Source organism: Pseudomonas sp. FP2335 (assembly GCF_030687535.1).
Classification (GTDB): Bacteria; Pseudomonadota; Gammaproteobacteria; order Pseudomonadales; family Pseudomonadaceae; genus Aquipseudomonas.
In genome coordinates this window covers 3,052,852-3,074,678 of the sequence record NZ_CP117437.1, presented here as the reverse complement: position 1 = coordinate 3,074,678, position 21,827 = coordinate 3,052,852, and the positions used below count along the sequence as shown (strand labels likewise).

Genomic DNA, 21,827 nt, shown 5'->3' with positions numbered 1-21,827 from the left:
CGGCTTACAGCGCCTTGCTCACAGTGATGTCGGTAATTTCATCACTGGCATCGTGAATCTTGGCCAGGGCTTGCTTGGCTTCTTCCACGCTGTTGCTGTGCAGTTGGGCGAACTCGAAACGGCGCTCGCCGTTGAGTTTGTACTTGATGACGTATTTGGTGGTGGTCACTGCTTGTTTCCTGTGAAGGGCCCGGATCAGCTCAGTTTGGTGCTGGTACGACGGACGATACGGATCTTGTGGGACAGCGCTGGTTTGCGGGTCACGCTGATGGCGCGGCGGGTGACCACATCCAGCGTGATGTTCCAGAAACCGGTGCTCGGTGCGGTGATCTTGGCTGGGAACTTGTCGAACGCGCCGCCGTGGTAGGTGTGGCGGCCGCCATTCTTGAAGCTGCGGAAATTTGCGTCGCTCATCAGACGGATATTACAAGTCTGTGAGCATTCGATGACGACAATGTCTCCCTCATTGAGGTGCTCGCGCTGGTGGATGAATTTCATGGGGGGCGTCTCCAGAAGGACTTTTTCTGAAAAATCAGAACGATACGTAGGTTAAGATAGAGTTTATCAGCCCCAGCGCTTTTATTATCGGGCCGTTGTCGATGACATCGACAATTTAAAACAGTTATTTCTCGAGTTATCAGGGATAAATCCTACGTGGGCGGGAGAAAATTACCATCCCCGCTGTCGTAGGATCTTTATCGGAGGTTTTGTATGAAGTGGAGTGTGTTGGTTTTGGCCCTGGCGATAGGTGGCTGTGCTTCGGTTGCCGATATCAAGCAGACCCCGCCCACCCTTGCGGTCATTTCCGGCAAGAAGCCGCAGGAATATGCCGCTTGTGTGGTGCGCAAACTATCGACCACCCGTCGTCCGCCGCAGATCGAGCCGCACAAGGATGGTGTACGGGTGATCGTACCGCAGAAGTTTTCCGCCGACCCTTCCGCGATTTTTGAAATTGAAGAACGCTCCAGCGGCAGTAGCATCAAGCTCTACGAGAGCATGTCCAATGTGCCGATCCGTCCGGGTGATGTGAAAAAGGCTGGGGAAGATTGCATTTCTGGCTGATGCCGTTACGGAATATCCGATATGAAACGTGAACACGTCACCGCCCGTCACGCCGAGGGTCAGATCTCGGCCACCCATGTCATCCAGAATCCCGCTGACCTTGGCGAGTGGATCGTCTTCTTCAAGAAAAGCGGCGGGCGCAGTTTTTTTCTGGTGGACGAACACGATGAAGTCGAGTCCTTTGCCAGCCTCGATGACCTGACCGAAACCCTGCGCGGGCTAGGTATCAAGTTCGCCGAGATTCACCTGTAGCCTATTTGCACACCACCACGACGCTGCGGCTTTTATAGTTGCCGACGTCTTTGCCCAGGGTTTTGTCGTCTTCACTCAAGGCCGGCGTGCCCTCGGTGCCGACGATGCGGTAGCCGGTGCCGGCACACGAGGCGTCGGCCTTTTCGTAGCAACTGGCCCACGAGTTGGCCTCGCCCGAGCAATCGACGGTCAGGCCTTGCTCGCCGTTTTTCAGATAGACGTCAGAAGTGGTGGTGCACCCGGCGAGCGCCAGGACTGCAATCAGTGCCAGAAACTTGTTCATAGAGGCTCATCATTGAGGGTGTTGGAGGGGACGCTGACACAGTCGTGGGGCGTTGAGGCGAGATTATAGCGGACTGCCACCTGGCACGCAGTCACAGAATACACGCTGCGACTGCACGCCCTCGGCAAGCACCAGAATGATCGTGGCTCAACGTTTTGTGCGGCTCATGGCACGCCCATCACGAGTACGCCGCTACCGGAAATGGCCCCAGCGGCAGGCAGTGAACCCGCTCGGCGAACCAGCGTGAACGTCACATCGTCCCCTCCGACACTGTTGGTGATCTGCGTCAGGAATCTACCGTTGACTTGCACCGCTGATCCCGCCCGGATCAACGCTGTGCCGACGTCCGTATTGGTCATCCTCAGCAGCCGCGAATCAAACGAAGAGGGCGTACCTTTATAGGTAATGGTGATGGGGGAGGTAATCCCGCCGGCCGGGCATGAGTAGGTCAGTCTGCGATTGCTGCGGATCGGCGTGGTCAATGGGTCGGTGCCGATTTCCCTCTGGTTGACGGTGCCAAAGTTGATTTCGATCGGATTATTGTTGTTGATCGTGCAGGTTGATGGGGAAACGGTAAAGTTGTTGGCTGCGGTGTATGTGACAACCAGCAGTGTACTCGTAGTGTTGTAGTTGTTCGTCTGGCGCAAGCGTAATACCCCAAGGGTGTCCCCTATTCGAATGTCGATAGGGTTCGTCGGGTTGTTGCGGATCAAGATATAGGGCGTTACGTCGATTGGCACACCTATGCCGTTATTGAGCATTGATGCCAAGTACAATTCATAGGGGACTGGGGTGTTATAGTGCGTGCCATTTATTCGCAAGCCCGTACCTTGGCTGACAAATTTGGGGCCGGGTGTCCAAGGCGCGCCGGCCAGTGCCGAGGTTCTCCATAGGTCTAAAAATGTCGGAAATGGCTGGCCGGGCGTGAATCGGCACTCCAGCCTAGCCCCCTCAAGGAGCAGACGGGCACTGTCAGCGCTCACCCGGACGGTGACGGGGACCTGCAGGTTTAAAGTTCCGCCTGCGCCTACATGCTGCCAAGCGCCACTATTTACGCGGCAGTCTGCGGCGCTCACCGTCGTCGTAATGCCCGTCAAGATGAGGAGCGCAATGGCTCCGTATAGTCGTTTCATGTGTACTTCTCTTTTGCCCCTCTACCCGGGGTTCGCTCGGCGAGCACGCCGTCCGTTCTTTAAGGCCGACCGGGGAGAGATGAGGTTTATCTGAGGTCGTTACGGATAGTCCAGCGTGAACGTGGAGGTCACTGTGTACCTGCCGTGCCCGATGGTTTGGTCCTTGATTGCGTCCGGTTCGCCCTGCACGTAGGCTTTGAGCTCAATGACGTTACTGCCATTGTTCAACACCTGTTTGTCGCTGACGGTGTTCACGGGTAACGGCTTGTTATTCGGTGTCTCTATGCCGAGCCCGATGCCCGTGGCGCCGCTGCTACCATCCAGTGCGAACAGTCCGGGCAGGTTCCTGTTTTCTGTGCCGCCCAGCATGATGCTGACCGTGTCTCCAATCGAGGTATCACAGTTCTCCAGATGCACCTTGAACCCCTTACCTTGAGTGCGCGTATTGATGTAGAGGTGCTTGCTGGTCACATCCCAAAGTTCCAGCGTGATTGCTTCATCACCCGGACGAATCGTGCAAGCCTCTTCAACCAGGTTTCCCTTGAAACGCAGGTTGTCCGCGGCATTCCCCTTGGGTGTCAGCGCGAAGGCCAGCAGTAGGATCAGCCAGGCACATGTCCATCCTTTGTTTTCCCTTGCATGTCCCATGGACGGCTCCTATTGGTATTCAGCCAACAGCGTGGCCACCGCCGCAAAGCTTGCGGGGGCCAGCGTTGCGCCGGGTTGTTTGACGGGCACGACTTCCAATGTCGGCGGGGCCGACAGGACGATGTCCATGGGTGTGTTGAGTGGAAACGGCGCGTCATTCTGAAAGATCCGAATACCCAGCGCCGGCACGCTGGTTTGCACCGCCGCACCATCGAATGCCGTGGGGGTCCCGTTGACACTCAACTTCAGCATCCAGGGGAGGGTAGCCGCGCTGCAGTTGATGGTGTACGCGACTCCCTTGCGGTACTCCACTCCGTCTACGCGCTTTACGCCTACATCGCCAAAGTCGACTTCAATCGTGTTGCCTGCATCAATGGTGCAAGGCGGAGGCTCGTTCAAGGTTCCGCTGAACGTCAGGTTGGCCAACGCACTGCTGCACAGGCCGATGGAACACAAGGCGAGCAACGCTCGCTGCTGCCAGCATCTCATTGATCATTCCTCTTCATTGATAATCGACCACCAGGGTGGCGGTCGCATCAAATGCCCCTCCGGTCAGTTTGCTGCCCACACGCTTGACAGGCACCGCTTGCACCATTGGAAAGTTCGGATACGTGAAATTCACGGCAGTATTCAGCGGCCAGTCGCCGCCATTGACGAACAGTTTTACCCCCAGGTCTGCTTTGCGAGTGCTCAGCACGCGATTGTCAAACCCGGCCGCCGTGCCCTTGAGCTCCAGTTTCAGCGCGTTGCTGAACGGGGAGTCACAGGTGACGGTATAAGGCACATTTCGCCGGTAATTGACCCCATCCACCCGCGACGTCAGCAAGTCGTTGCCAAAAGGCACATCCAACGTAATACCGCCGTTAATCACACAGGGCGGAGGCGCGATGATGACTGCGCGGATAGCCAGGCTGGTTTCAGCCTGCACACCTGGGCTGGCGGCCCACTGCAGGCCACCTCCTATCAGAACGGCCCAAAGACCGGTTGTCTTCACTATCATTGTGGGCTTACTCATAATTGAGCCGGAAATCCACTACTGCCCGAAACGCCCCGCTGGATAAGGATGCTGAGGTGCGAGTGGCTTGAACATTCCAGGTCTGGGTATTGCTGCCCAGGGGCAAAAACAAGGGTTCGCCCCTGGAGCCCAGCTGTACATCGCGCCCCAAGGCGTCGGTCAGGTGCAAGCCCATTCCCGTGATGCCTTGTACCTTGACCAAGCGGGGGTCATCAGCATCGGCGGGTGCGTAAAACGCCACTGACACCACGGGTTGAAAGGCACTCCACACCAGGTTGCCCGTGCGTTCACTGCGGATGCCACCGGCTTTGCGTTGGCAATCGGCAAAGCGCAGTTGAAAGGCGACCGGGCTTGCCTGGTCACCAGGGCGTCGTAATTGGCTAGTCGAGATGGCCCCGAGATCGATCGTTTGATGCATCGATGTCATTTCCAGAATGCAGGGGGTTTCATGCATGGACCCGTTGATGTTCAGCAGGCCGCTCATGCCTTCAACATCATCATCCTGAGCGTGTGCCCTCCCAATAGAGGCCAGCAGCAGTGCACCCAGGATCTTCACGTTGTGCGACTTCATGACTTCCTCCGGCAACATGCGTTATTCATTGGGCGTTGCTGCTTGCGCGTCGACTTTGCACGTGTTGCCAGCACAGGTGAAAGCCATCAGTGGGCGACCGCCGTAATCGTTCACGTAGGCCAAATGCGGAGTTGTACCGAGCGACTTGGCCGTTGGCCCCAAGGTCATCGAACCTTTTGGGGGGATCATCAGCGGTTCAAAACCCGGTACGGTTTTGCCGTCCTTGGTGGTGCGCGCATCCACCAGGGTCACGTAATAAGGCGTTGGGTTGTTGACTTGGTAGCGTTCACCCTCACGGATCAGCGTGAGCTTTTCCTGCCAGGGGTTGGAGAGATCTTGCTGGCTGGGCGCAATAGCTTTCGGCCGGTAGAACAATTTGATCCGCGTCTGCAGCGCAATCTGCAGGGTGTTGGGTTTATCGCTGCGCGGCGGAATCTCTCTCAAGTTGAAGTAGTAGACCGTCTCTCGATCCTGCGGTAACGACTTGGCCGCCGGTAATGCCTGTACTTTCAACTGGCTCTGTTTTCCAGGTTCCAGGCGTTGAACCGGCGGTAGCACGATCAAGGGCGAAGTGATTTTTTTGCCTTCTTCATCCTCAATCCAGCCTTGAGCCAAATACGGTAGCTGGGTGTTGTTGTTGGTGATATTGACGCTGGTTGCTTCTTTGCCACCATCGAAAATCACTCGGGTACGGTCTAGGCCAACGGCGGCGTTGGCGTTATGACTCAAGGTCAGGGCCAACAGCGTGGTGAGGGGCGTATTCAGCCTCATGAGGATGTTTTCTCCGTATCGGCGCGCTGGCCGGTCAAGGTGGCGGGCTCAGGCGAGGAGGGGTCGGTGGCTACCATCCGGCAGCCCAGTTGCAGGGCATCGGTCAAACCATCAGCAGGCAGGACGTTGGGCAAGGTCAGGATGCAGCGTTCGGTGCCACCCCAACTGACGATCATGTGTTGACCGGCCTGGATGCCGCTCAGGTACACATTGCCGCCGTCATTCACAATGCCGGTATCCTGCTGTTTCGCGTTTTTCACCGTCGCGCCGAAGGGCGGTGAGCTGCCATCGGGCAGGCGCAGAACGGCCATGGCTTTTTCGCCGGCAATCACGGACAGGGACCGATAACCGATAGCACCTTCGGTGAGTGTCAGCTGCGTGACGGATTGGGTGGCTTCGATATTGCTCGGCAAGCTTTCCAGGTCGACACTGGCAGCTGTGCGCAGATAGCTGCCGACATCGGCAATCACCGCTTTACCGAACACATTGCTACGGGTCGGTGCGCCGTAACCGCGCACGGGCACATCGGCGACCCCACCCGTGTCAACCATCAGGCGGGTTCCGCCGGTGCTGTTGGTGCGATGCAGTGCTGCGCCATAGCGCGTGAGCGTGCCACCACCGCGAGCCGACACGCTGAGCGTGGAGTAACCGCCTTCCTGCCTGCTGGCGGCAAGGTCGATGTCAGCCTGGTCGCCGGTATGATTCAAATAACCACTGGCGCCTTTGTCGCTGGCACTGAGCTGGTAACTGTTGCGCTCATCAAGGCGATCGCTGTAGCGCGTGCCCAAGCCGTTCTTCCCTGCGGCTCTATTGGCGTCCATCGACAGTGTACCGGTGTGCCCAAACGGCAGGCTGACCGTCAGCGATACGCCGTTATCCCGATAGTTGTAATCCAGGGTTCGATACACGTTCAGGGAGGCGTTCATGTTTTTGACGGTTCCGATATTGAAATAGCGCGACGCCGACAAGTTCCAACGCTGCGTGGCGGGACGGCCCCAATAAGTTTGTTTGTTGTAGCTGGCGTACACGCTGGCCCCTAAATCACGAAACTGTTTATTGATGGTCGCGGTATACAGCGCCTTGCTATCACCGATAGGTCGCCAGCTCCTTAAGAGATCACCGTTGGCGTCACGCTCGGCAAGTTCGCCATTCAGGCCGTAATGACGAGCGTCCAGGTATTCACTCATACTCAGGTAGTTCTTCTCGGAAAAGCGGTAACCGGCAAACGTGATTTGGCTGTCGTATTCTTCGAAGTGTTTGGAGTATTGAAGTCGGTATGATTTACCCGAGAGCGTTTCACCCCACACCTCAGCGCGCGCTTGAGTGACGTCCAGCGAGAGCGCGCCGAAGGCCAGCAGGTCACGGCCTACCCCGACAGATAATGCGCGATAGTTGTTATCCGCGATGCCGCCGCCATACAGCGACCAGCCGTTGTTGATCCCCCAGGAAAACTCCCCCGTTCCAAAAAAGTCGCCATCGGCGCCATATTGGAGATTGGACGGTCGCCCCGTCGCCACTTTGTAACGAACGTGCCCAGGCCGCGTCAGGTAGGGCACGCCAGCCGTATCGAACTGGTAGCTATGTACCGAACCATCCTGCTCTTCCACCCTTACATCCAGCCTGCCAGTGACCGCGTCGTTGAGGTCTTGAATGCGAAATGGCCCCGCTGCGACCAGCGTTTCATAAAGCACGCGCCCTTGCTGGCTGATGGTGACCTTGGCGTTGGTCTTGGCCACCCCGACCACTTCCGGGGCATAGCCACGCAGGTTGGGCGGCAATTGGCTTTCGTCAGAATTGATCGCGGCCCCGGTGAAACGGAAGCTGTCAAACACGTCCGAATAAAGATAGTTTTCGCCCACTACCAACCGTGCTTGCAGTTGCGGTATTGCGCGGTAAGCGTAGTAACGGCTCCACTCCAACTGCTGCCCGCGCCCGGACGAGTCTTCGCGATCCTGGTCGACACGGCCTTGCCAGTCAGCCCTCAAGCGCCACGCCCCGGCATTGGCCCCGATCGTGCCGTTACCACTGATGTTGCTGCGCGCCCGGTCATTTCTCTGCTGGCCGGTTTGCGCCGTCATGTTGTAGTCAATCAGCAGCCCGGACACCCCTTCGTCCCAGCGTGAGGGCGGGTCCCAATTGGTCGCGTTATATTCAAGGTAGGCTTGAGGCAGGTTGATGCTCAGCGTGGAAGTGGCCAAGTCACCACTGACTGCCATCCCAGGCAGGCTCTGTATGTCCAGGCATTGTCCATCTTTCCACCACGTCAGTTTGGCGGTGCTGGACGCCTTCAAGCCCAACTGCGATACAAGACCTTGCGATAAACAAGCCAGGCTTCCTTTAGGGTCGTTATCGGGAGGGTAAAATGCCACCGAGTATTCAGATGTAGGCTGGTTATTTATTTGTATAACCATTGAATAAGTGCCCGGCAGAATAAAGCCACTGCGGGCAAAACGGGACAAGTCAATGTTGGAACGATCACTGAGATCAAGAACATCAGTGTTGAACTCGATATCTCCGGCACCCAACGCAGTTCCCGCCACAGAGAGTAAACCGCCGAAGAGTAAACTTGGGCGTAGTGCATTTATGACCTTCGACGCATTCAGCATGAAAGCAATCCATCAATGTTCAAAAGTATTCCAACTTGAACCGCACCGCAGCCGTGTGGGCGCCAGGCAAAACCTGCAGTCCGTTGCCGACCAGGCGAAGCGTGTAGTTCAGCGTCATGTCGCCTTCTTTCAACGGATGTGGAGGCATCCGCTCGCCTGGCACGCTCTCTTGACCCAAGGAATCCCAAATATGCAAGGCCACGCCTTGGGATAAGCCTGACGTGGCGAAGGAACGGCCGTCTCTGTCGCGGTCTCCGTCAAACGTCACGCGCATATGCTCCCAGTCAGGCAACGTTGCACCGGGGCGATTGGGATCAGGGCGAGTCAGTGAACAGTTGACCAAGCGCAGCTGGAAGGGGTGTGGCGCGCCCAGCGAATTTCTCAAGAGTCGGCCGATGGGTTCCGCAGGCATGTCAATCGTTTGATCGATACTGGACAATTCCAACCCGCAGGCAGAATCAACAACGTTTCCACCTAATGTGACGATCCCATCGCCTTGACCTTGTGCAAAGACAACAGGGCAGATGAACATCAGCAGTGAAGTGGCAATAGCGCGGTGTATGAATGTGTTCACCGTAATCTCCCGCCAAATACCCCCGCCACATACATATAAGTAGCGGGGGAAACACTTACTGGTAAGCCAGGGTGAAATTGGTGACTGCGGTGAAATCACCAGGGACGATGGCGCCCGTAGCTGCACCTTGTACATAGGCACCGAATTGCAACGTGTTATCACCAGCGACAATGGCCTGCGGGGTAGTTGGCTTGCCCAGTTCAATAACGTCGCCACCATGTGTCATCATGATGCCAATGTTGCCCGCTCCCCCGACTGTACCGATCGCTCCCGGCACTGCGGTTGATGGCGCAGCCGTGAACGTCGTGGTCACGGTGTTGTCGGTAAGGCCGGTCAAATCGCAGCCTTCAAGTTCGATCAACACAGGACGGGCATTGGATCTTCCACCATCTTGCAATTGGTGCTTGGCAATGGCACCCAAGTTCACGGATTGATCTACGGACTCAGGCTTGATAGAGCAGGCGCCGGAGTGAACAGAGCCGTAAAATGTAACGGTTCCATCCGCCGCTTGAGCAGTGGCGATCGAACCTGCGAGCAGACTGATTGCCAACAACGTAGTTCTCATTTCAATTTTCATTTGCAAAGACCCATCTATTAGTAAGTGTCATGAATAAATCCTTTCGCAGTTGCGGGCAGGACCTTCCAGGCTTGAAACAATGGTCAGCGCCATTGTCAAACGGGTGTTACTGCTTCGGGCCATCCCTCGGCATCAGTATGAAAAATTGCTTTTTTCAACTAATTGCATTGCCAGTTCTGGGTTTGTTCAAAGCACGGCAATTATTGGAGCTGCACTTGAAAAAGTAAGTCGCCCGATTCGCCTAATGGCGTGGCCTGAATATGTCGGAATGTGTAAGAGGGATGTGGCTATTTGCCAAAACTTAAAATCCATCTGTAGGATTTTTACTACATTGCAATTGGTGAGGGCGTTTTGTTTTTTTTCGTTGGCTGTAAGACTGGGATTACGGACTTGTGAAAACAATAATGGCTCATGCAGTTTTATCAAACTGACGCTAGGCCGTGAGTGATAAAATTCTTGGATTGTGAAAAATGAATGCGCACAAAAAAGCCCCGCTCAGCGGGGCTTTTTTGTGCAGGGCCTTGCAGCTTACTTGCCCTTCGGTCGCTTGCTGGACGCATGGCCCGCTTCATCCACAAACACTTCCGCTACCGCGATCGCTTGGCTTTCGGTGGCAAATGCGCCCGCGACGCTGTCGCCATGAAAGTTGATCAAGTGCCAGCCGTCCGCACGTTGGGTGATCAGGTAGCCGTTTACGCCTTTTGGTTCTGACATCTATCAATCTCGGGGGTATGGTTCAAGGGCCTAATGATAGCGCCAAATGTCGCGGGGCCGCGCATGTTATTGCCGGTCAGTGTCCAAGGGGCAAAAACGTGCTAAATAGGATGCAGGCCCAAGAAATACTGGGGCGCCAGCCGCTTTTTCACTGCTGGTGAGGGGGCTCTTTGTAAGATAAGTGGAACTTACGTCGGGATTTTTTCTCTATGATGACATCGCAACGCCAGCAGGACCCATTGTAAGGTGGCTGCGGCCTGATTAGACTGCGCCGAATTCCGTACGCACAGCCCTTTGTAAGGACTTATATGATCAAGAAATGCTTGTTCCCAGCAGCCGGTTACGGCACTCGCTTCCTGCCAGCGACCAAAGCCATGCCTAAAGAGATGCTGCCGGTGGTGAACAAGCCACTGATTCAGTACGGCGTCGAAGAGGCACTGGATGCCGGCCTGAACGAAATCTCCATCGTGACCGGTCGCGGCAAACGCGCACTGGAAGACCACTTCGACATCAGCTACGAGCTGGAAAACCAGATCAAAGGCACCGACAAGGAAAAATACCTGGTTGGTATCCGTAAGCTGCTGGATGAGTGCTCGTTCTCCTACACCCGTCAGACCCAGATGAAAGGCCTCGGCCACGCCATCCTGACCGGCCGCCCGCTGATCGGTGACGAACCGTTCGCCGTGGTCCTGGCGGATGACCTGTGCGTCAACCTGGAAGGTGATGGCGTGCTGACCCAGATGGTCAAGCTCTACCAGAAATACCGTTGCACTATCGTTGCCGTTCAAGAAGTTGATCCTCAAGAAACCAACAAGTACGGTGTAATTGCCGGCGACGACATTGGTGATGGCCTGATCCGCGTACGCGACATGGTTGAAAAACCAGCGCCGGAAGATGCCCCGTCGAACCTGGCGATCATCGGCCGTTACATCCTGACCCCGGATATCTTCAAGCTGATCGAAGAGACCGAGCCAGGTAAGGGCGGCGAAATCCAGATCACTGACGCCTTGCTCAAGCAAGCCAAAGACGGTTGCGTGATTGCCTACAAGTTCAAAGGTCGTCGTTTCGACTGCGGTGGTGCTGAAGGCTACATCGAAGCAACCAACTTCTGCTACGAGCACTTCTACAAGACTGGCAAGGCTTACTGATCCACGGTTGCCAAACCTGTTTCAAGAGAAAGCCACCTTAGGGTGGCTTTTTCGTTTTTCAGTCCCATGTAAGTCGGTATGCTGATTGCCTGCCGAGGAGAGTGAAATGGCCTACGATTTTGATCTGTATGTAATTGGTGCCGGTTCCGGCGGTGTTCGCGCTGCGCGTTTTGCTGCGGGGTTTGGCGCCAAAGTGGCCGTTGCGGAAAGCCGCTACCTGGGTGGCACCTGCGTAAACGTGGGCTGCGTGCCGAAAAAACTGTTGGTGTACGGCGCGCATTTTTCCGAGGACTTCGAGCAGGCCAGTGGTTTTGGCTGGTCGTTGGGCGAAGCAAATTTTGATTGGGCGACACTGATCGCGAATAAAGATCGCGAGATCAATCGCCTCAATGGCATCTACCGCAACCTGCTGGTCAACAGTGGCGTGACCTTGCATGAAGGGCATGCGCGACTGATTGATCCGCATCAGGTGGAAATAAATGGCGAGCGCTTCACCGCCAAGCACATCCTGATCGCCACGGGCGGCTGGCCGCAGATCCCGGAAATCCCGGGGCGCGAGCATGCCATTGGCTCCAATGAAGCGTTCTTCCTCAAAGAGCTGCCCAAGCGCGTGTTGGTCGTTGGCGGTGGTTATATCGCCGTTGAATTCGCGGGCATTTTCCACGGTCTGGGTGCGAAAACTTCGCTGCTGTATCGCGGCGACCTGTTCTTGCGCGGCTTTGACGGCGCAGTGCGTACGCACTTGAAGGAAGAACTGACCAAGCGCGGCCTGGATCTGCAGTTCAATGCCGACATCGAGCGCATCGACAAGCAAGCCGATGGCAGCCTAAAGGCCACCCTGAAAGACGGGCGCGTACTCGAAGCCGATTGCGTGTTCTATGCCACTGGTCGTCGCCCGATGCTGGACAACCTGGGCCTGGAAAACACCGGCGTCAAACTCGACAAGCGTGGCTTCGTCGAAGTGGATGACCTGTACCAGACCGCCGACCCTTCAATCCTGGCTATTGGCGATGTGATCGGCCGTGTGCAACTGACGCCGGTTGCCCTGGCTGAAGGCATGGCAGTCGCACGGCGCTTGTTCAAGCCGGAGCAGTACCGCGCGGTGGATTACGCAATGATTCCGACGGCAGTGTTCAGCCTGCCGAACATTGGCACCGTAGGGTTGACGGAAGAAGAGGCGAAGCAAAACGGCCACAAGGTGCAAGTCTTCGAAAGCCGCTTCCGGCCGATGAAATTGACCCTGACCGAGTGCCAGGAGAAAACCTTGATGAAACTGGTGGTCGACGCCGACACCGACAAGGTGCTGGGCTGCCATATGGTCGGCCCGGATGCCGGCGAGATCGTGCAAGGCTTGGCGATCGCGCTCAAGGCCGGCGCGACCAAGCGGCATTTCGATGAGACCATCGGCGTGCATCCTACGGCGGCGGAAGAATTCGTCACCATGCGCACGCCTGTGGCGGACTGATCAGGCGTTTGGCGTTGCTTCTGGGGTCGTTGCAACGGCTGCCGCCAGGCGCAATGCCTCGATACTCGCCTGGGCCTTGATAAGGTCCAGTTCCAGGGCCTTATTGGCGTGCTGGTATCCGGTCAGGGCCTCCTGGCGGGACTGGCTATCCAGCACGGCAACGCGCAGGCGCTCCTGAAGCAAGGTGCGCTCACTCTCTATCACGCTCACCTGATCGCTCAGTTTTAGTTGCTCGACCTGGTCTTTGCGCGCTTGCTCCTGCAGTGCCGTCAGTTCCTTTGTTATGACGCGCTGCTCAATCAACAGGCGCTCATTGTCCCGATGCAGTTGAGTGATTTCATCCTGGCGCACCATGGCGCTCTGCTGGGCCTGGCGCAATTCAGCCTGGACCTGTTGCAGTTGACCTTCATGGCGCCGCTGTTCCTGTTCGCGCTGATCCTTGACCGCATTGCGGTAATGCTCCAACGCATCGCGCGCGTGCAGGTGTTTGTCTTCCAGTGAGCGGATCTGCTCGTCCTTGTCGTTAATGCGCAACTCGTAATCGCTACACGCCTGGCTCAGGCCGGCATTGCGGGTCTGCTCGGTCTGCAGGCTGCTACTGGCGGTTTGCAGCGCGGCGCTTTCTTCGGCCAGGGCGGCGGCTTGGATGTCGAATTGTTGCTTGAGCTGGCTGTGGGCCTCTTCCAGTGCTTCCAGCTGGGCGAGCAGGGCGGTTTTCTGCTGCTCGAACTGGGCCTGGGCCAGGTCGATGGGCTCCTGGGCTTTTTCTTTCAGGCGCTGGGCCAGGCGTGCCACCAGTTCGCCCAGCTCATCGTCGATAGGGGCCTGGGTGATGGTCTGGCGGCTTTCGCTTTCGTCCAGCTCCTTCAGATAACGATGAATCGTGGTTTTCGAACCGGTATTGCCCATCTCGATGCGCACAGCGTCGATGCTGGGGTTCTCGCCGCGAGCCAGAATCGCCAAGCGTGCCGTTTGAACTACTGCCTTATTAATGCCGCCGCGCGCCATGGGGTCTCCGTCGATTTAGTACTGTGGTACGTAGTATGTAGATACATACCTTATCACGAATAAAAACCCGTTGAAATTCATCAATTAACAGATGGGATATTGGCGTATTATCCCGTGTCATCGACGTTTTAGCCGCGCGTACATACGCAAGCGGTACGAATAGGCTTCCCATGAGCGATCTGGACCGTTATCTAAATGCCGCCACCCGCGACAACACGCGGCGCAGCTATCGCGCAGCCATCGAGCATTTCGAAGTGAGCTGGGGCGGATTCCTGCCAGCCACCAGTGACAGCGTGGCGCGCTACCTGGTCGCGCATGCCGGTGTGCTGGCGATCAACACCTTGAAGCTGCGCCTCTCGGCATTGGCGCAGTGGCATACGAGCCAGGGCTTTCCTGACCCGACAAAAGCGCCGGTGGTTCGCAAGGTGCTCAAGGGGATTCGTGCCGTGCATCCGGCACAAGAGAAACAGGCCGAGCCACTGCAGCTAAAGCACCTGGAACAGGTGGTGGCGTCTCTGGCGACTCAAGCGCAAGCCGCCGCTCAAGACCACGATCAACCACGGCTGTTACGCGCCAAACGCGACACTGCGCTGATTCTGTTGGGCTTCTGGCGTGGCTTTCGCAGTGATGAACTCTGCCGCCTGGCGATCGAACACGTGCAGGCCACCCCCGGCGCCGGCATCAGCCTGTATCTGCCGCGCAGCAAAAGTGATCGGGACAACCTTGGCAAGACCTATCAGACCCCAGCGTTGCTGCGCCTATGCCCGGTGCAGGCCTACAGCGAGTGGCTCAGCGCTTCGGCGCTGGTGCGTGGCCCGGTTTTTCGCGGGATTGATCGCTGGGGCAACCTGAGCGAGGAGGGGTTGCACCCCAACAGCGTAATTCCATTGTTGCGCCAGGCGTTGGAGCGTGCGGGTATTGCAGCCGACGCGTACACCAGCCACTCATTGCGCCGTGGCTTTGCGACCTGGGCCCATCGCAGCGGCTGGGATTTGAAGTCGTTGATGAGTTACGTCGGCTGGAGCGACATGAAATCCGCCATGCGCTATGTTGAAGCGACACCCTTTCTCGGGATGACCCTGGCAACGCAGCCGCTGCTTTAAGATTTCTTCTATTAATACGGTTAGCTGATAGACAAAGCCAATCGCGAGCATCAGGTTTGCCAATGAGCCATCGGCCCAGAGACTGGGTAGGATTCACTTCATCAACTTCTTAACCCCTGACGGAGAGTCAACGATGCCTATCATCAACAGCCAAGTAAAACCGTTCAAAGCTACCGCATACAAAAACGGCAACTTCGTAGATGTGTCTGACGCTGACCTGAAAGGCAAATGGTCCGTCGTGTTCTTCTACCCAGCCGACTTCACCTTCGTTTGCCCAACCGAGCTGGAAGACCTGGCTGACAACTACGCCGAATTCCAGAAACTGGGCGTCGAAATCTACAGCGTTTCCACCGACACCCACTTTGCCCACGCTGCCTGGCACAACACCTCGCCAGCCATCGGCAAGATCCAGTACACCATGATCGGCGACCCGACCCTGACCATCTCCCGCAACTTCGACGTCCTGATCGAAGAGGCAGGCCTGGCTGACCGCGGTACTTTCGTGATCAACCCAGAAGGTCAGATCAAGATCGTTGAGCTGAACGACGGCGGTGTTGGCCGTGACGCTTCCGAGCTGTTGCGCAAAATCAAGGCTGCCCAGTATGTCGCTGCCCACCCGGGCGAAGTGTGCCCAGCCAAGTGGAAAGAAGGCGAGGCCACCCTGGCTCCGTCCCTGGACCTGGTCGGCAAGATCTAAGTCAATGAAGTATCCAGGGCGGGTATCCGCACCTTAAGTCAGCTGCAACCGCCCTCAAAAACGCCCGGGCGAGATTCGCTCGGGCGTTTTTTTTACCCAGAATTAAAGGAAATCGCCCGTATGTTGGACGCCAATCTTAAAGCTCAGTTGAAGTCATACCTGGAACGGGTCACCCAGCCGATTGAGATCGTCGCCTCCCTCGATGACGGCGCGAAATCCCAGGAAATGCTGGCCCTGTTGCAGGACGTTACCAGCCTCACCACGCTGATTACCCTGAAAACCGATGGCAATGATGCGCGCAAACCATCGTTTTCGATCAATCGTCCGGGTGCCGAAATCAGCCTGCGTTTTGCCGGCATCCCGATGGGCCATGAGTTCACTTCGCTGGTGCTGGCCCTGCTGCAAGTCGGTGGCCACCCGTCGAAGGCCAGTGTCGAGGTGATTGAACAGATCCGCGCCCTGAAAGGCGAGTTCAACTTCGAGACGTACTTCTCGCTGTCCTGCCAGAACTGCCCGGATGTGGTCCAGGCGCTGAACCTGATGGCCGTGCTCAACCCGAATATCCGCCACGTCGCCATCGACGGCGCGCTGTTCCAGGCAGAAGTGGATGAGCGCCAGATCATGGCGGTGCCAAGCGTTTACCTCAACGGTGTGAACTTCGGTCAGGGCCGCATGGGCCTGGAAGAAATCCTCGCCAAGCTCGATACCAGCGGCCTCGAAAAAGCCGCCGAGAAGATCAGCGCCAAAGACGCGTTTGATGTGCTCGTCGTGGGTGGCGGTCCGGCTGGTTCGTCCGCTGCGATCTACGCTGCGCGTAAAGGCATCCGCACGGGTGTCGCCGCCGAGCGGTTTGGTGGCCAAGTGCTGGACACCATGTCCATCGAGAACTTTATCTCGGTACAGGAAACCGAAGGGCCGAAACTGGCCAGTGCCCTTGAGGCGCATGTGCGCCAGTACGACGTGGACATCATGAACTTGCAGCGCGCCAGTGCCCTGATCCCGGCGAAGAACCCCGGTGAACTGCACGAAATCCGCTTCGAAAGCGGTGCGACCCTCAAGTCCAAGACCGTAATCCTGGCCACCGGCGCCCGTTGGCGTGAAATGGGTGTGCCGGGCGAGCAGGAATACAAAGCCAAGGGCGTGTGCTTCTGCCCGCACTGTGATGGTCCGCTGTTCAAGGGCAAACGCGTAGCGGTGATTGGCGGCGGTAACTCTGGCGTGGAAGCGGCCATCGACCTGGCCGGTATCGTCAGCCACGTAACCTTGCTGGAATTCGACAGCAAGCTGCGCGCCGACGCGGTGTTGCAACGCAAGCTGCACAGCCTGCCCAACGTGGATGTGATTACCAGCGCGCTGACCAGCGAGGTCAAAGGCGATGGCCAGAAAGTGACCGGCCTGGCCTACAAGGATCGCGACAGCGGCGAGTTCAAGACGGTCGATCTGGAAGGCATTTTCGTACAGATCGGTTTGCTGCCCAACACCGACTGGCTCAAAGGCACTGTCGAACTGTCGCCCCGTGGCGAGATCATCGTCGATGCCCGTGGCGAGACGTCACTGCCAGGGGTGTTCGCCGCCGGTGATGTAACGACTGTGCCGTACAAGCAGATCGTGATTGCCGTAGGCGAGGGCGCCAAGGCTTCCCTGAGTGCTTTTGATCACTTGATCCGCACGTCGTAAGTTGCCTGGCTGAAATGAAAAACCCCATGAGTGATCATGGGGTTTTTTGTTTACAGCGGTGCTGGCTGAATAATTTCGACCCAGTACGCATCCGGGTCCTTGATGAACGCCAGGCTCTTCATGCGGCCATCGCTCAGGCGTTTCTGGAAATCACAGCCCAGGGCCTCGAAACGTTCGCAGGCGGCAACAATATCCGGCACCGAGATGCAGATGTGGCCAAAGCCGCGCGGGTCGGTATTGCCGTTGTGGTAGGCGAAGTCAGCGTCGTTTTCGGTGCCGTGGTTGTGGGTCAGTTCCAGGATGCCCGGGATCGACTTCATCCACTGCGTGCGCTCAGCCGCGTCGGCTGGAATCTGGGACTTGTCCACCAGGGCCAGGAAGTACAGGCTGAATTCGGCTTCCGGGAAGTCACGCTTCTCAACCAGCGAGAAACCCAGGACGCGCGTATAGAAATCCAGCGACTTGGTGATGTCTTTGACCCGCAACATGGTGTGATTGAACACGAAGTTCGCGGTCGCGGTATCAGGTTGGGCGGTGACGCCCGGGAAGGTGTTCAGTTCGTGCAGGCTCATGGGCCCTCCAGAAAAAAATGGGGCAAACGCAACTCCTATAAGGAGCGGTTCCTTGGCTTGCGGCCGGCATCCGTGCAGCCGTGCCATGATACGCAAGCCCCGACCCCGGCGCCAAATTAAAAAGCCCACGCAGGCCTTGCGACCAGCAGGGGCGGGGCTCAAACTTTAACGCTTGGCCCTCTGGTGTTTTTTGCAATGATCGAATTACGTAAAGCGTTGTTGAGCGCTGTGTGTTTGCTGCTGGCCAGCCCCTTTGCATTGGCGACCGAGCCGCAAATCCATTGGCCCAGTGGTTGGCAAGTCGAGGAAGTCACACCCGACGGCGAAGCGCCCGTTCCTCCTCAGGCAGTGTCGCGCCAGCGCGCGATCAAGAATGATGAAAATGGCTTGACGCTGATGGTCATGGAATTGACCGGCACACCGATTGAAGAGGGGCACAGAGTTAATCTTGAGGGCGTATTGATGGAAATGCGTAAATCCATCCAGAAAGATTTCGCCCGCAGCGGCTATCAAAGCGTGTGCAGTAAGATGCACACGACGACCTTGAGCCGTCTCGACGCCCTGGAAACTACTTGTGTGATTACCGAGAATGGCCGGCGCGTGATTTCGCAAACATTGGTGGGCGCGATTGATGCGGATAAGGCGTATGTTTTTTCATACGCAGGCCAAGCCCAAGCGTACGACGCCAGTAAGGACGAAGTCAGTTCGGTACGTGACAGCTTGAAACTTTGAGCGCGATACACCGAACGCGTTTGAACAATATGAAATGTTAGTTAAGTTCGTTTTCGAACCCTGAAGCAAAAAAAGCCCCGCAAGTGCGGGGCTCTTTGTTAGTGCGTGTTGATCAGCCGCGAAGCCAGGAATCTACAGTGGCGGCGCCGTACTGTTCTTTCCAGGCTTTCAGGCCGCGGTGGTTACCGCCTTTGGTCTCGATCAGTTCGCCGGTGTGCGGGTTCTGGTAGACCTTGACCACACGTGCACGGCGCTGTTTCGGGGCGCTGGCGGTTGCAGCGCTGGCCTTGCCCGGGTTCGGGTCAAGGATGGAGATGATGTCGCGCAGGCCTTTGCCGTAGCTTTTCATCAGCGCTTGAAGCTTTTCTTCGAATTCGATTTCTTTCTTCAGGCCAGCGTCGTTCTTCAGCGACTCCAGCTGGGCCAGCTGCTCTTGAAGGGCTTTTTCTGCTGCGCGAAATTCGGCGAGTCTGGACAAAATCTGTACTCCAATAGTGTAGTTGGCGGATACAACTGCAGACAAAGCTATGAGCCAACGGCTTTAAGGTGACTTAAAGAAAGTGGCGCTTTTTGCGAGTTCTGCACAGGCATGAAAAATTGTAGTAGTTAATCCGCCACGAGTAAATCACGTCTTTTGTGTAAACAACATTATTTCAGCTTGTTAGTGGCCGGCTATTCAATGGCTGCCCAGCGATTTAATGAATTCATCACAGGGTAACGGCCGCCCGAACAGGTAACCTTGCAGGAAGTCCACACCTTGTGCCGCCAGGTATTCGCATTGCTCGACTGTTTCCACGCCTTCGGCAACGATGCCCAGGTCGAGCTTGCCGGACAGTTCTATGATGCTGTCGAGAATATGCCGCGAGAGCGCATCCGCACCGATCATGGCGACAAAGCTTTGATCAATCTTCAAGTAGTCGACATTGAAGTTGCGCAAGTAGCCCAAGCTGGAATGCCCAGTACCGAAGTCATCAATGGCGATCATCACCCCTAATCCATGCAGGGCGTCGAACAAGCGTCGGGTTGTATCGGTCGGCTTGATCAGCTCGCGTTCGGTCAATTCGAGCACCAGCGTGACCTGGCCAGGCGCGAAGGCGCCGAGGAATTCGCGACAGTCCTCAACCAGCGCCAGGTCTTCGCAATGGCGTGCGGTGATGTTCACGCCGATATGGAAGCCCGGGCTGAAGCGCTCGGCGTGCGGTGCCAACTGCGCGGCGGTCTGGCGCAGCAGGGCGCGGGTCATCGGCACGATCAGGCCTGAGTGCTCGGCCAGGGGAATGAACAAGTCCGGGCGCACCAGGCCTTCCTTCGGATGCTGCCAACGCATCAGCACTTCACAACCGGCCCACGCACGGGTATCGCCGCGCACCACGGGTTGGAAATACGGTATGAACTCGTTGGCGCCCAACGCCCGTTGCAGCTCATGGGTCGGCGCGCAGGAGCGCTTTTGCAGCCAATGCGCGAGGACGCCGGCCAGTATCCCGAAGAACACCAGCAGGCTGAACAACGCCGGGTAGCGGGCTTCCATGTAGCGCCACACTTCACCGGACGGCATGCCGGCCTCGACGCTGTAGTGATAGCGCGTGGAGGCCAAATGATGATGCGCCACGGCAAATTCCGGCAAGGCGCTGTCATGCACCTTGCCGCTGGCGTCCAGCCAGTTGGGCCCCACTTGCAGGACCAGCAGCGCGTAGCGGCTGATCAGGCGCAGGGCGTTGGTCAGGTGGTAGCCGTCAATCGAGGCAAACGCGGCTTTGTCGCCATCGACCAGGCGAAACACCAGGAGCGCCGTATCGGGGGTCACCGGGTTGCCGTTCATCAACCACAGATTGCCCTCAACGTAGTCATCCGGGTTCACCGGCGACGCGTACTCACCGCCAAACAGTGAGCTGCAATAGATGTTTCTCTGCCAGGACAGCGTCGTGGCACGCACAAACGGGCGGCGCGTGACTTGTTCACGCAACGCCAATTGCGCGGCGTTATCACAGGGCTGCCCGGCCAATGGAATCAGGGCCTGGGCGGCGAGGGCGGTGTTGTCGAGCATCAGGTCGAATTGACGCACCGCTTCAAGGGCGGTCTGAGCAGTACTCTGCTGTAGGGTGCGTTCGGCTTGCCAGTACAGAATGACCACGCCTAAAACCATCGGTAATAGCCCGCTGAGCACGGTGATCATAGAGCGGGTGGCGCGTTTTCGCGGGCCGTTGAGGGTCAGGGGCATGGAAGAAACGGCCTGTAGCAAGGTGGGAAAAGCGCCGAATGGCAATTCAGATTAAATCGATGATAGATGGCGCGGCGCAATTAAGCTCGCTGTACCTGGCCGTTCGGCCAGTAGGCGCCTACCCATAAATCCGTTGTGCTATTTGAATGAACGCCAGGGTCGCCGGGCTCGCCTGGCGTTGATCCAGCACCCCCAGGCCGATTTCGCGTACGACCGGTGGGGATAGGGCGCGCACGACATAACGCGGGTCCGGCGTTGGCGGCAATGAAGCCTCGGCCACCACGCTCAGGCCATCACCGCGACTGACCGCCTCCAGCGTACTGAGCAATTGCGCGCAGCGGTAGCGTACTTTGGGTGTCAGTCGCGCAGTGCTGAATAGCCGTGAAACCAACTCCAAGGAACCGGCCTCAGTCAGTATGAACGGGTCGTTGCACAGCGCCTTCAACGCCACGCTAGGCTGCGCAGTCAGCGGATGTGCCGCCGGCAGCAAGGCGACCATCTGGTCTTTGAACAACGCAAAGGTATCGAGGCGCTCCTGTTCGAGCACCACGAAACCCACATCGACACGCCGCTCGTCCAGCCATTGCAGCACCTGGCGGTCCGGCCCTTCATCCACGTGCACTTCAATCCCCGGATGTTCGTGGCGAAACTGCGTGAGGATGGGCGGCAGCAAGCGGTTGGACGCAGTGGGGCCGAAAGAGCCGATGCGCAACGTGCCACGTTTCATGCCGCGGGCATCGGAAGCTTCCTGTTGTAGGGTATTGGCCACGCCCAGCAGAGTGCGGGCGCGCATGACCAGTTGCTGGCCGATATCGCTGAGTTCGATCTGGGCCTGATGCCGCCGAAACAATTCGACGCCCAGTTCCTGCTCAAGGGCCTTGATGGCATGGGATACCGCCGATTGGCTGATACCCAGCCGATGCGCTGCGCTGGTGAAGCTGTGCAGCTCCGCCACCCGCGAAAAAATTTCCAGTTGCGTGAGTGTCATGAGTATTTACTCA

The 21,827-nt window shown here is 57.2% G+C and carries 26 protein-coding genes; 8 read left to right on the top strand and 18 right to left on the bottom strand.

The genetic code is table 11. The features are described 5' to 3' along the window. Nucleotides 1-4 precede the first annotated feature (4 nt). Nucleotides 5-169, bottom strand: coding sequence for a hypothetical protein (locus tag PSH81_RS13560; protein ID WP_017734220.1), 165 nt, complete (start codon nt 167-169; stop codon nt 5-7). Between the two features lie 26 nt (nt 170-195). After that, on the bottom strand, nt 196-498 hold the full coding sequence (locus tag PSH81_RS13555) for a DUF1883 domain-containing protein (protein ID WP_003173824.1): 303 nt from the start codon (nt 496-498) through the stop codon (nt 196-198). A 213-nt stretch (nt 499-711) separates the two neighbouring features. Between PSH81_RS13555 and PSH81_RS13550 the strand changes: the two genes are divergently transcribed. Continuing rightward, nucleotides 712-1,062: a hypothetical protein gene (locus tag PSH81_RS13550; RefSeq protein WP_192300012.1), complete on the top strand. Its 351-nt coding sequence runs from the start codon at nt 712-714 to the stop codon at nt 1,060-1,062. A 21-nt stretch (nt 1,063-1,083) separates the two neighbouring features. Then, on the top strand, nt 1,084-1,314 hold the full coding sequence (locus tag PSH81_RS13545) for a hypothetical protein (protein WP_192300013.1): 231 nt from the start codon (nt 1,084-1,086) through the stop codon (nt 1,312-1,314). 1 nt (nt 1,315) lies between these two features. Here PSH81_RS13545 and PSH81_RS13540 read toward each other — a convergent pair whose 3' ends face one another. From PSH81_RS13540 to PSH81_RS13490, 11 genes are all read right to left on the bottom strand, one after another. Next, a complete protein-coding gene (locus PSH81_RS13540) occupies nt 1,316-1,597 on the bottom strand; it encodes a hypothetical protein (protein WP_226456849.1) in 282 nt (93 codons plus the stop codon). Between the two features lie 164 nt (nt 1,598-1,761). Next, on the bottom strand, nt 1,762-2,730 hold the full coding sequence (locus PSH81_RS13535) for a fimbrial protein (protein WP_305390724.1): 969 nt from the start codon (nt 2,728-2,730) through the stop codon (nt 1,762-1,764). 99 nt (nt 2,731-2,829) lie between these two features. Then, nucleotides 2,830-3,378: a fimbrial protein gene (locus PSH81_RS13530; protein WP_226456847.1), complete on the bottom strand. Its 549-nt coding sequence runs from the start codon at nt 3,376-3,378 to the stop codon at nt 2,830-2,832. A gap of 9 nt (nt 3,379-3,387) precedes the next feature. Next, complete coding sequence (locus PSH81_RS13525; protein WP_305390722.1) at nt 3,388-3,867, bottom strand: fimbrial protein; 480 nt, start codon at nt 3,865-3,867, stop codon at nt 3,388-3,390. A 13-nt stretch (nt 3,868-3,880) separates the two neighbouring features. Next, complete coding sequence (locus tag PSH81_RS13520) at nt 3,881-4,393, bottom strand: fimbrial protein (RefSeq protein WP_226456845.1); 513 nt, start codon at nt 4,391-4,393, stop codon at nt 3,881-3,883. Beyond that, nucleotides 4,386-4,964: a fimbrial protein gene (locus PSH81_RS13515; RefSeq protein ID WP_226456843.1), complete on the bottom strand. Its 579-nt coding sequence runs from the start codon at nt 4,962-4,964 to the stop codon at nt 4,386-4,388. Before PSH81_RS13515 ends, PSH81_RS13520 begins: the two co-directional genes overlap by 8 nt. A 21-nt stretch (nt 4,965-4,985) precedes the next feature. Continuing rightward, a complete protein-coding gene (locus PSH81_RS13510) occupies nt 4,986-5,735 on the bottom strand; it encodes a fimbria/pilus periplasmic chaperone (protein ID WP_226456842.1) in 750 nt (249 codons plus the stop codon). Continuing rightward, on the bottom strand, nt 5,732-8,341 hold the full coding sequence (locus PSH81_RS13505; RefSeq protein ID WP_226456841.1) for an outer membrane usher protein: 2,610 nt from the start codon (nt 8,339-8,341) through the stop codon (nt 5,732-5,734). Before PSH81_RS13505 ends, PSH81_RS13510 begins: the two co-directional genes overlap by 4 nt. Nucleotides 8,342-8,360: 19 nt before the next feature. Continuing rightward, nucleotides 8,361-8,915 (bottom strand): fimbrial protein, encoded by a 555-nt coding sequence (locus PSH81_RS13500; protein ID WP_226456840.1) that lies wholly within the window; start codon nt 8,913-8,915, stop codon nt 8,361-8,363. Nucleotides 8,916-8,970: 55 nt separating this feature from the next. After that, nucleotides 8,971-9,480: a fimbrial protein gene (locus PSH81_RS13495; RefSeq protein WP_370694915.1), complete on the bottom strand. Its 510-nt coding sequence runs from the start codon at nt 9,478-9,480 to the stop codon at nt 8,971-8,973. A gap of 540 nt (nt 9,481-10,020) precedes the next feature. Beyond that, the gene (locus PSH81_RS13490) at nt 10,021-10,206 is read right to left on the bottom strand and encodes a hypothetical protein (protein WP_049713265.1); all 186 of its coding nucleotides are present in this window, start codon (nt 10,204-10,206) and stop codon (nt 10,021-10,023) included. A 308-nt stretch (nt 10,207-10,514) separates the two neighbouring features. Here PSH81_RS13490 and galU point away from each other — a divergent pair, with 308 nt between their 5' ends. Both galU and gorA read left to right on the top strand, forming a co-directional pair. Then, nucleotides 10,515-11,354, top strand: a complete 840-nt coding sequence (gene galU, locus PSH81_RS13485; protein WP_003212579.1) for a UTP--glucose-1-phosphate uridylyltransferase GalU — start codon at nt 10,515-10,517, stop codon at nt 11,352-11,354. Nucleotides 11,355-11,460: 106 nt separating this feature from the next. Further along, nucleotides 11,461-12,819 (top strand): glutathione-disulfide reductase, encoded by a 1,359-nt coding sequence (gene gorA / locus PSH81_RS13480; protein ID WP_305390718.1) that lies wholly within the window; start codon nt 11,461-11,463, stop codon nt 12,817-12,819. Here gorA and PSH81_RS13475 read toward each other — a convergent pair whose 3' ends face one another. Then, nucleotides 12,820-13,827 carry a DNA-binding protein gene (locus tag PSH81_RS13475; RefSeq protein WP_305390717.1) on the bottom strand — a complete coding sequence of 336 codons (1,008 nt, stop codon included), beginning with the start codon at nt 13,825-13,827 and terminating at the stop codon, nt 12,820-12,822. Between the two features lie 170 nt (nt 13,828-13,997). Between PSH81_RS13475 and PSH81_RS13470 the strand changes: the two genes are divergently transcribed. The 3 genes from PSH81_RS13470 (at nt 13,998) to ahpF (ending at nt 17,304) form a co-directional block, all read left to right on the top strand. Further along, on the top strand, nt 13,998-14,930 hold the full coding sequence (locus tag PSH81_RS13470) for a site-specific integrase (protein ID WP_305390715.1): 933 nt from the start codon (nt 13,998-14,000) through the stop codon (nt 14,928-14,930). A 133-nt stretch (nt 14,931-15,063) separates the two neighbouring features. Next, nucleotides 15,064-15,627, top strand: a complete 564-nt coding sequence (ahpC, locus tag PSH81_RS13465; RefSeq protein WP_010210361.1) for an alkyl hydroperoxide reductase subunit C — start codon at nt 15,064-15,066, stop codon at nt 15,625-15,627. 120 nt (nt 15,628-15,747) lie between these two features. After that, a complete protein-coding gene (gene ahpF, locus PSH81_RS13460; RefSeq protein WP_192300018.1) occupies nt 15,748-17,304 on the top strand; it encodes an alkyl hydroperoxide reductase subunit F in 1,557 nt (518 codons plus the stop codon). A 50-nt stretch (nt 17,305-17,354) separates the two neighbouring features. Here ahpF and gloA read toward each other — a convergent pair whose 3' ends face one another. After that, complete coding sequence (gene gloA, locus PSH81_RS13455; RefSeq protein WP_012724171.1) at nt 17,355-17,876, bottom strand: lactoylglutathione lyase; 522 nt, start codon at nt 17,874-17,876, stop codon at nt 17,355-17,357. A 195-nt stretch (nt 17,877-18,071) separates the two neighbouring features. Here gloA and PSH81_RS13450 point away from each other — a divergent pair, with 195 nt between their 5' ends. Then, on the top strand, nt 18,072-18,608 hold the full coding sequence (locus PSH81_RS13450; protein WP_305390713.1) for a DUF4946 domain-containing protein: 537 nt from the start codon (nt 18,072-18,074) through the stop codon (nt 18,606-18,608). Between the two features lie 112 nt (nt 18,609-18,720). Here PSH81_RS13450 and PSH81_RS13445 read toward each other — a convergent pair whose 3' ends face one another. The 3 genes from PSH81_RS13445 to PSH81_RS13435 form a co-directional block, all read right to left on the bottom strand. Further along, entirely contained in the window at nt 18,721-19,086 is a 366-nt protein-coding gene (locus tag PSH81_RS13445; protein ID WP_192300020.1) for a histone-like nucleoid-structuring protein, MvaT/MvaU family, read from the bottom strand. 198 nt (nt 19,087-19,284) lie between these two features. Continuing rightward, a complete protein-coding gene (locus tag PSH81_RS13440) occupies nt 19,285-20,826 on the bottom strand; it encodes an EAL domain-containing protein (RefSeq protein WP_305390711.1) in 1,542 nt (513 codons plus the stop codon). Between the two features lie 118 nt (nt 20,827-20,944). After that, the gene (locus PSH81_RS13435; RefSeq protein ID WP_305390710.1) at nt 20,945-21,814 is read right to left on the bottom strand and encodes a LysR family transcriptional regulator; all 870 of its coding nucleotides are present in this window, start codon (nt 21,812-21,814) and stop codon (nt 20,945-20,947) included. Nucleotides 21,815-21,827 lie beyond the last annotated feature (13 nt).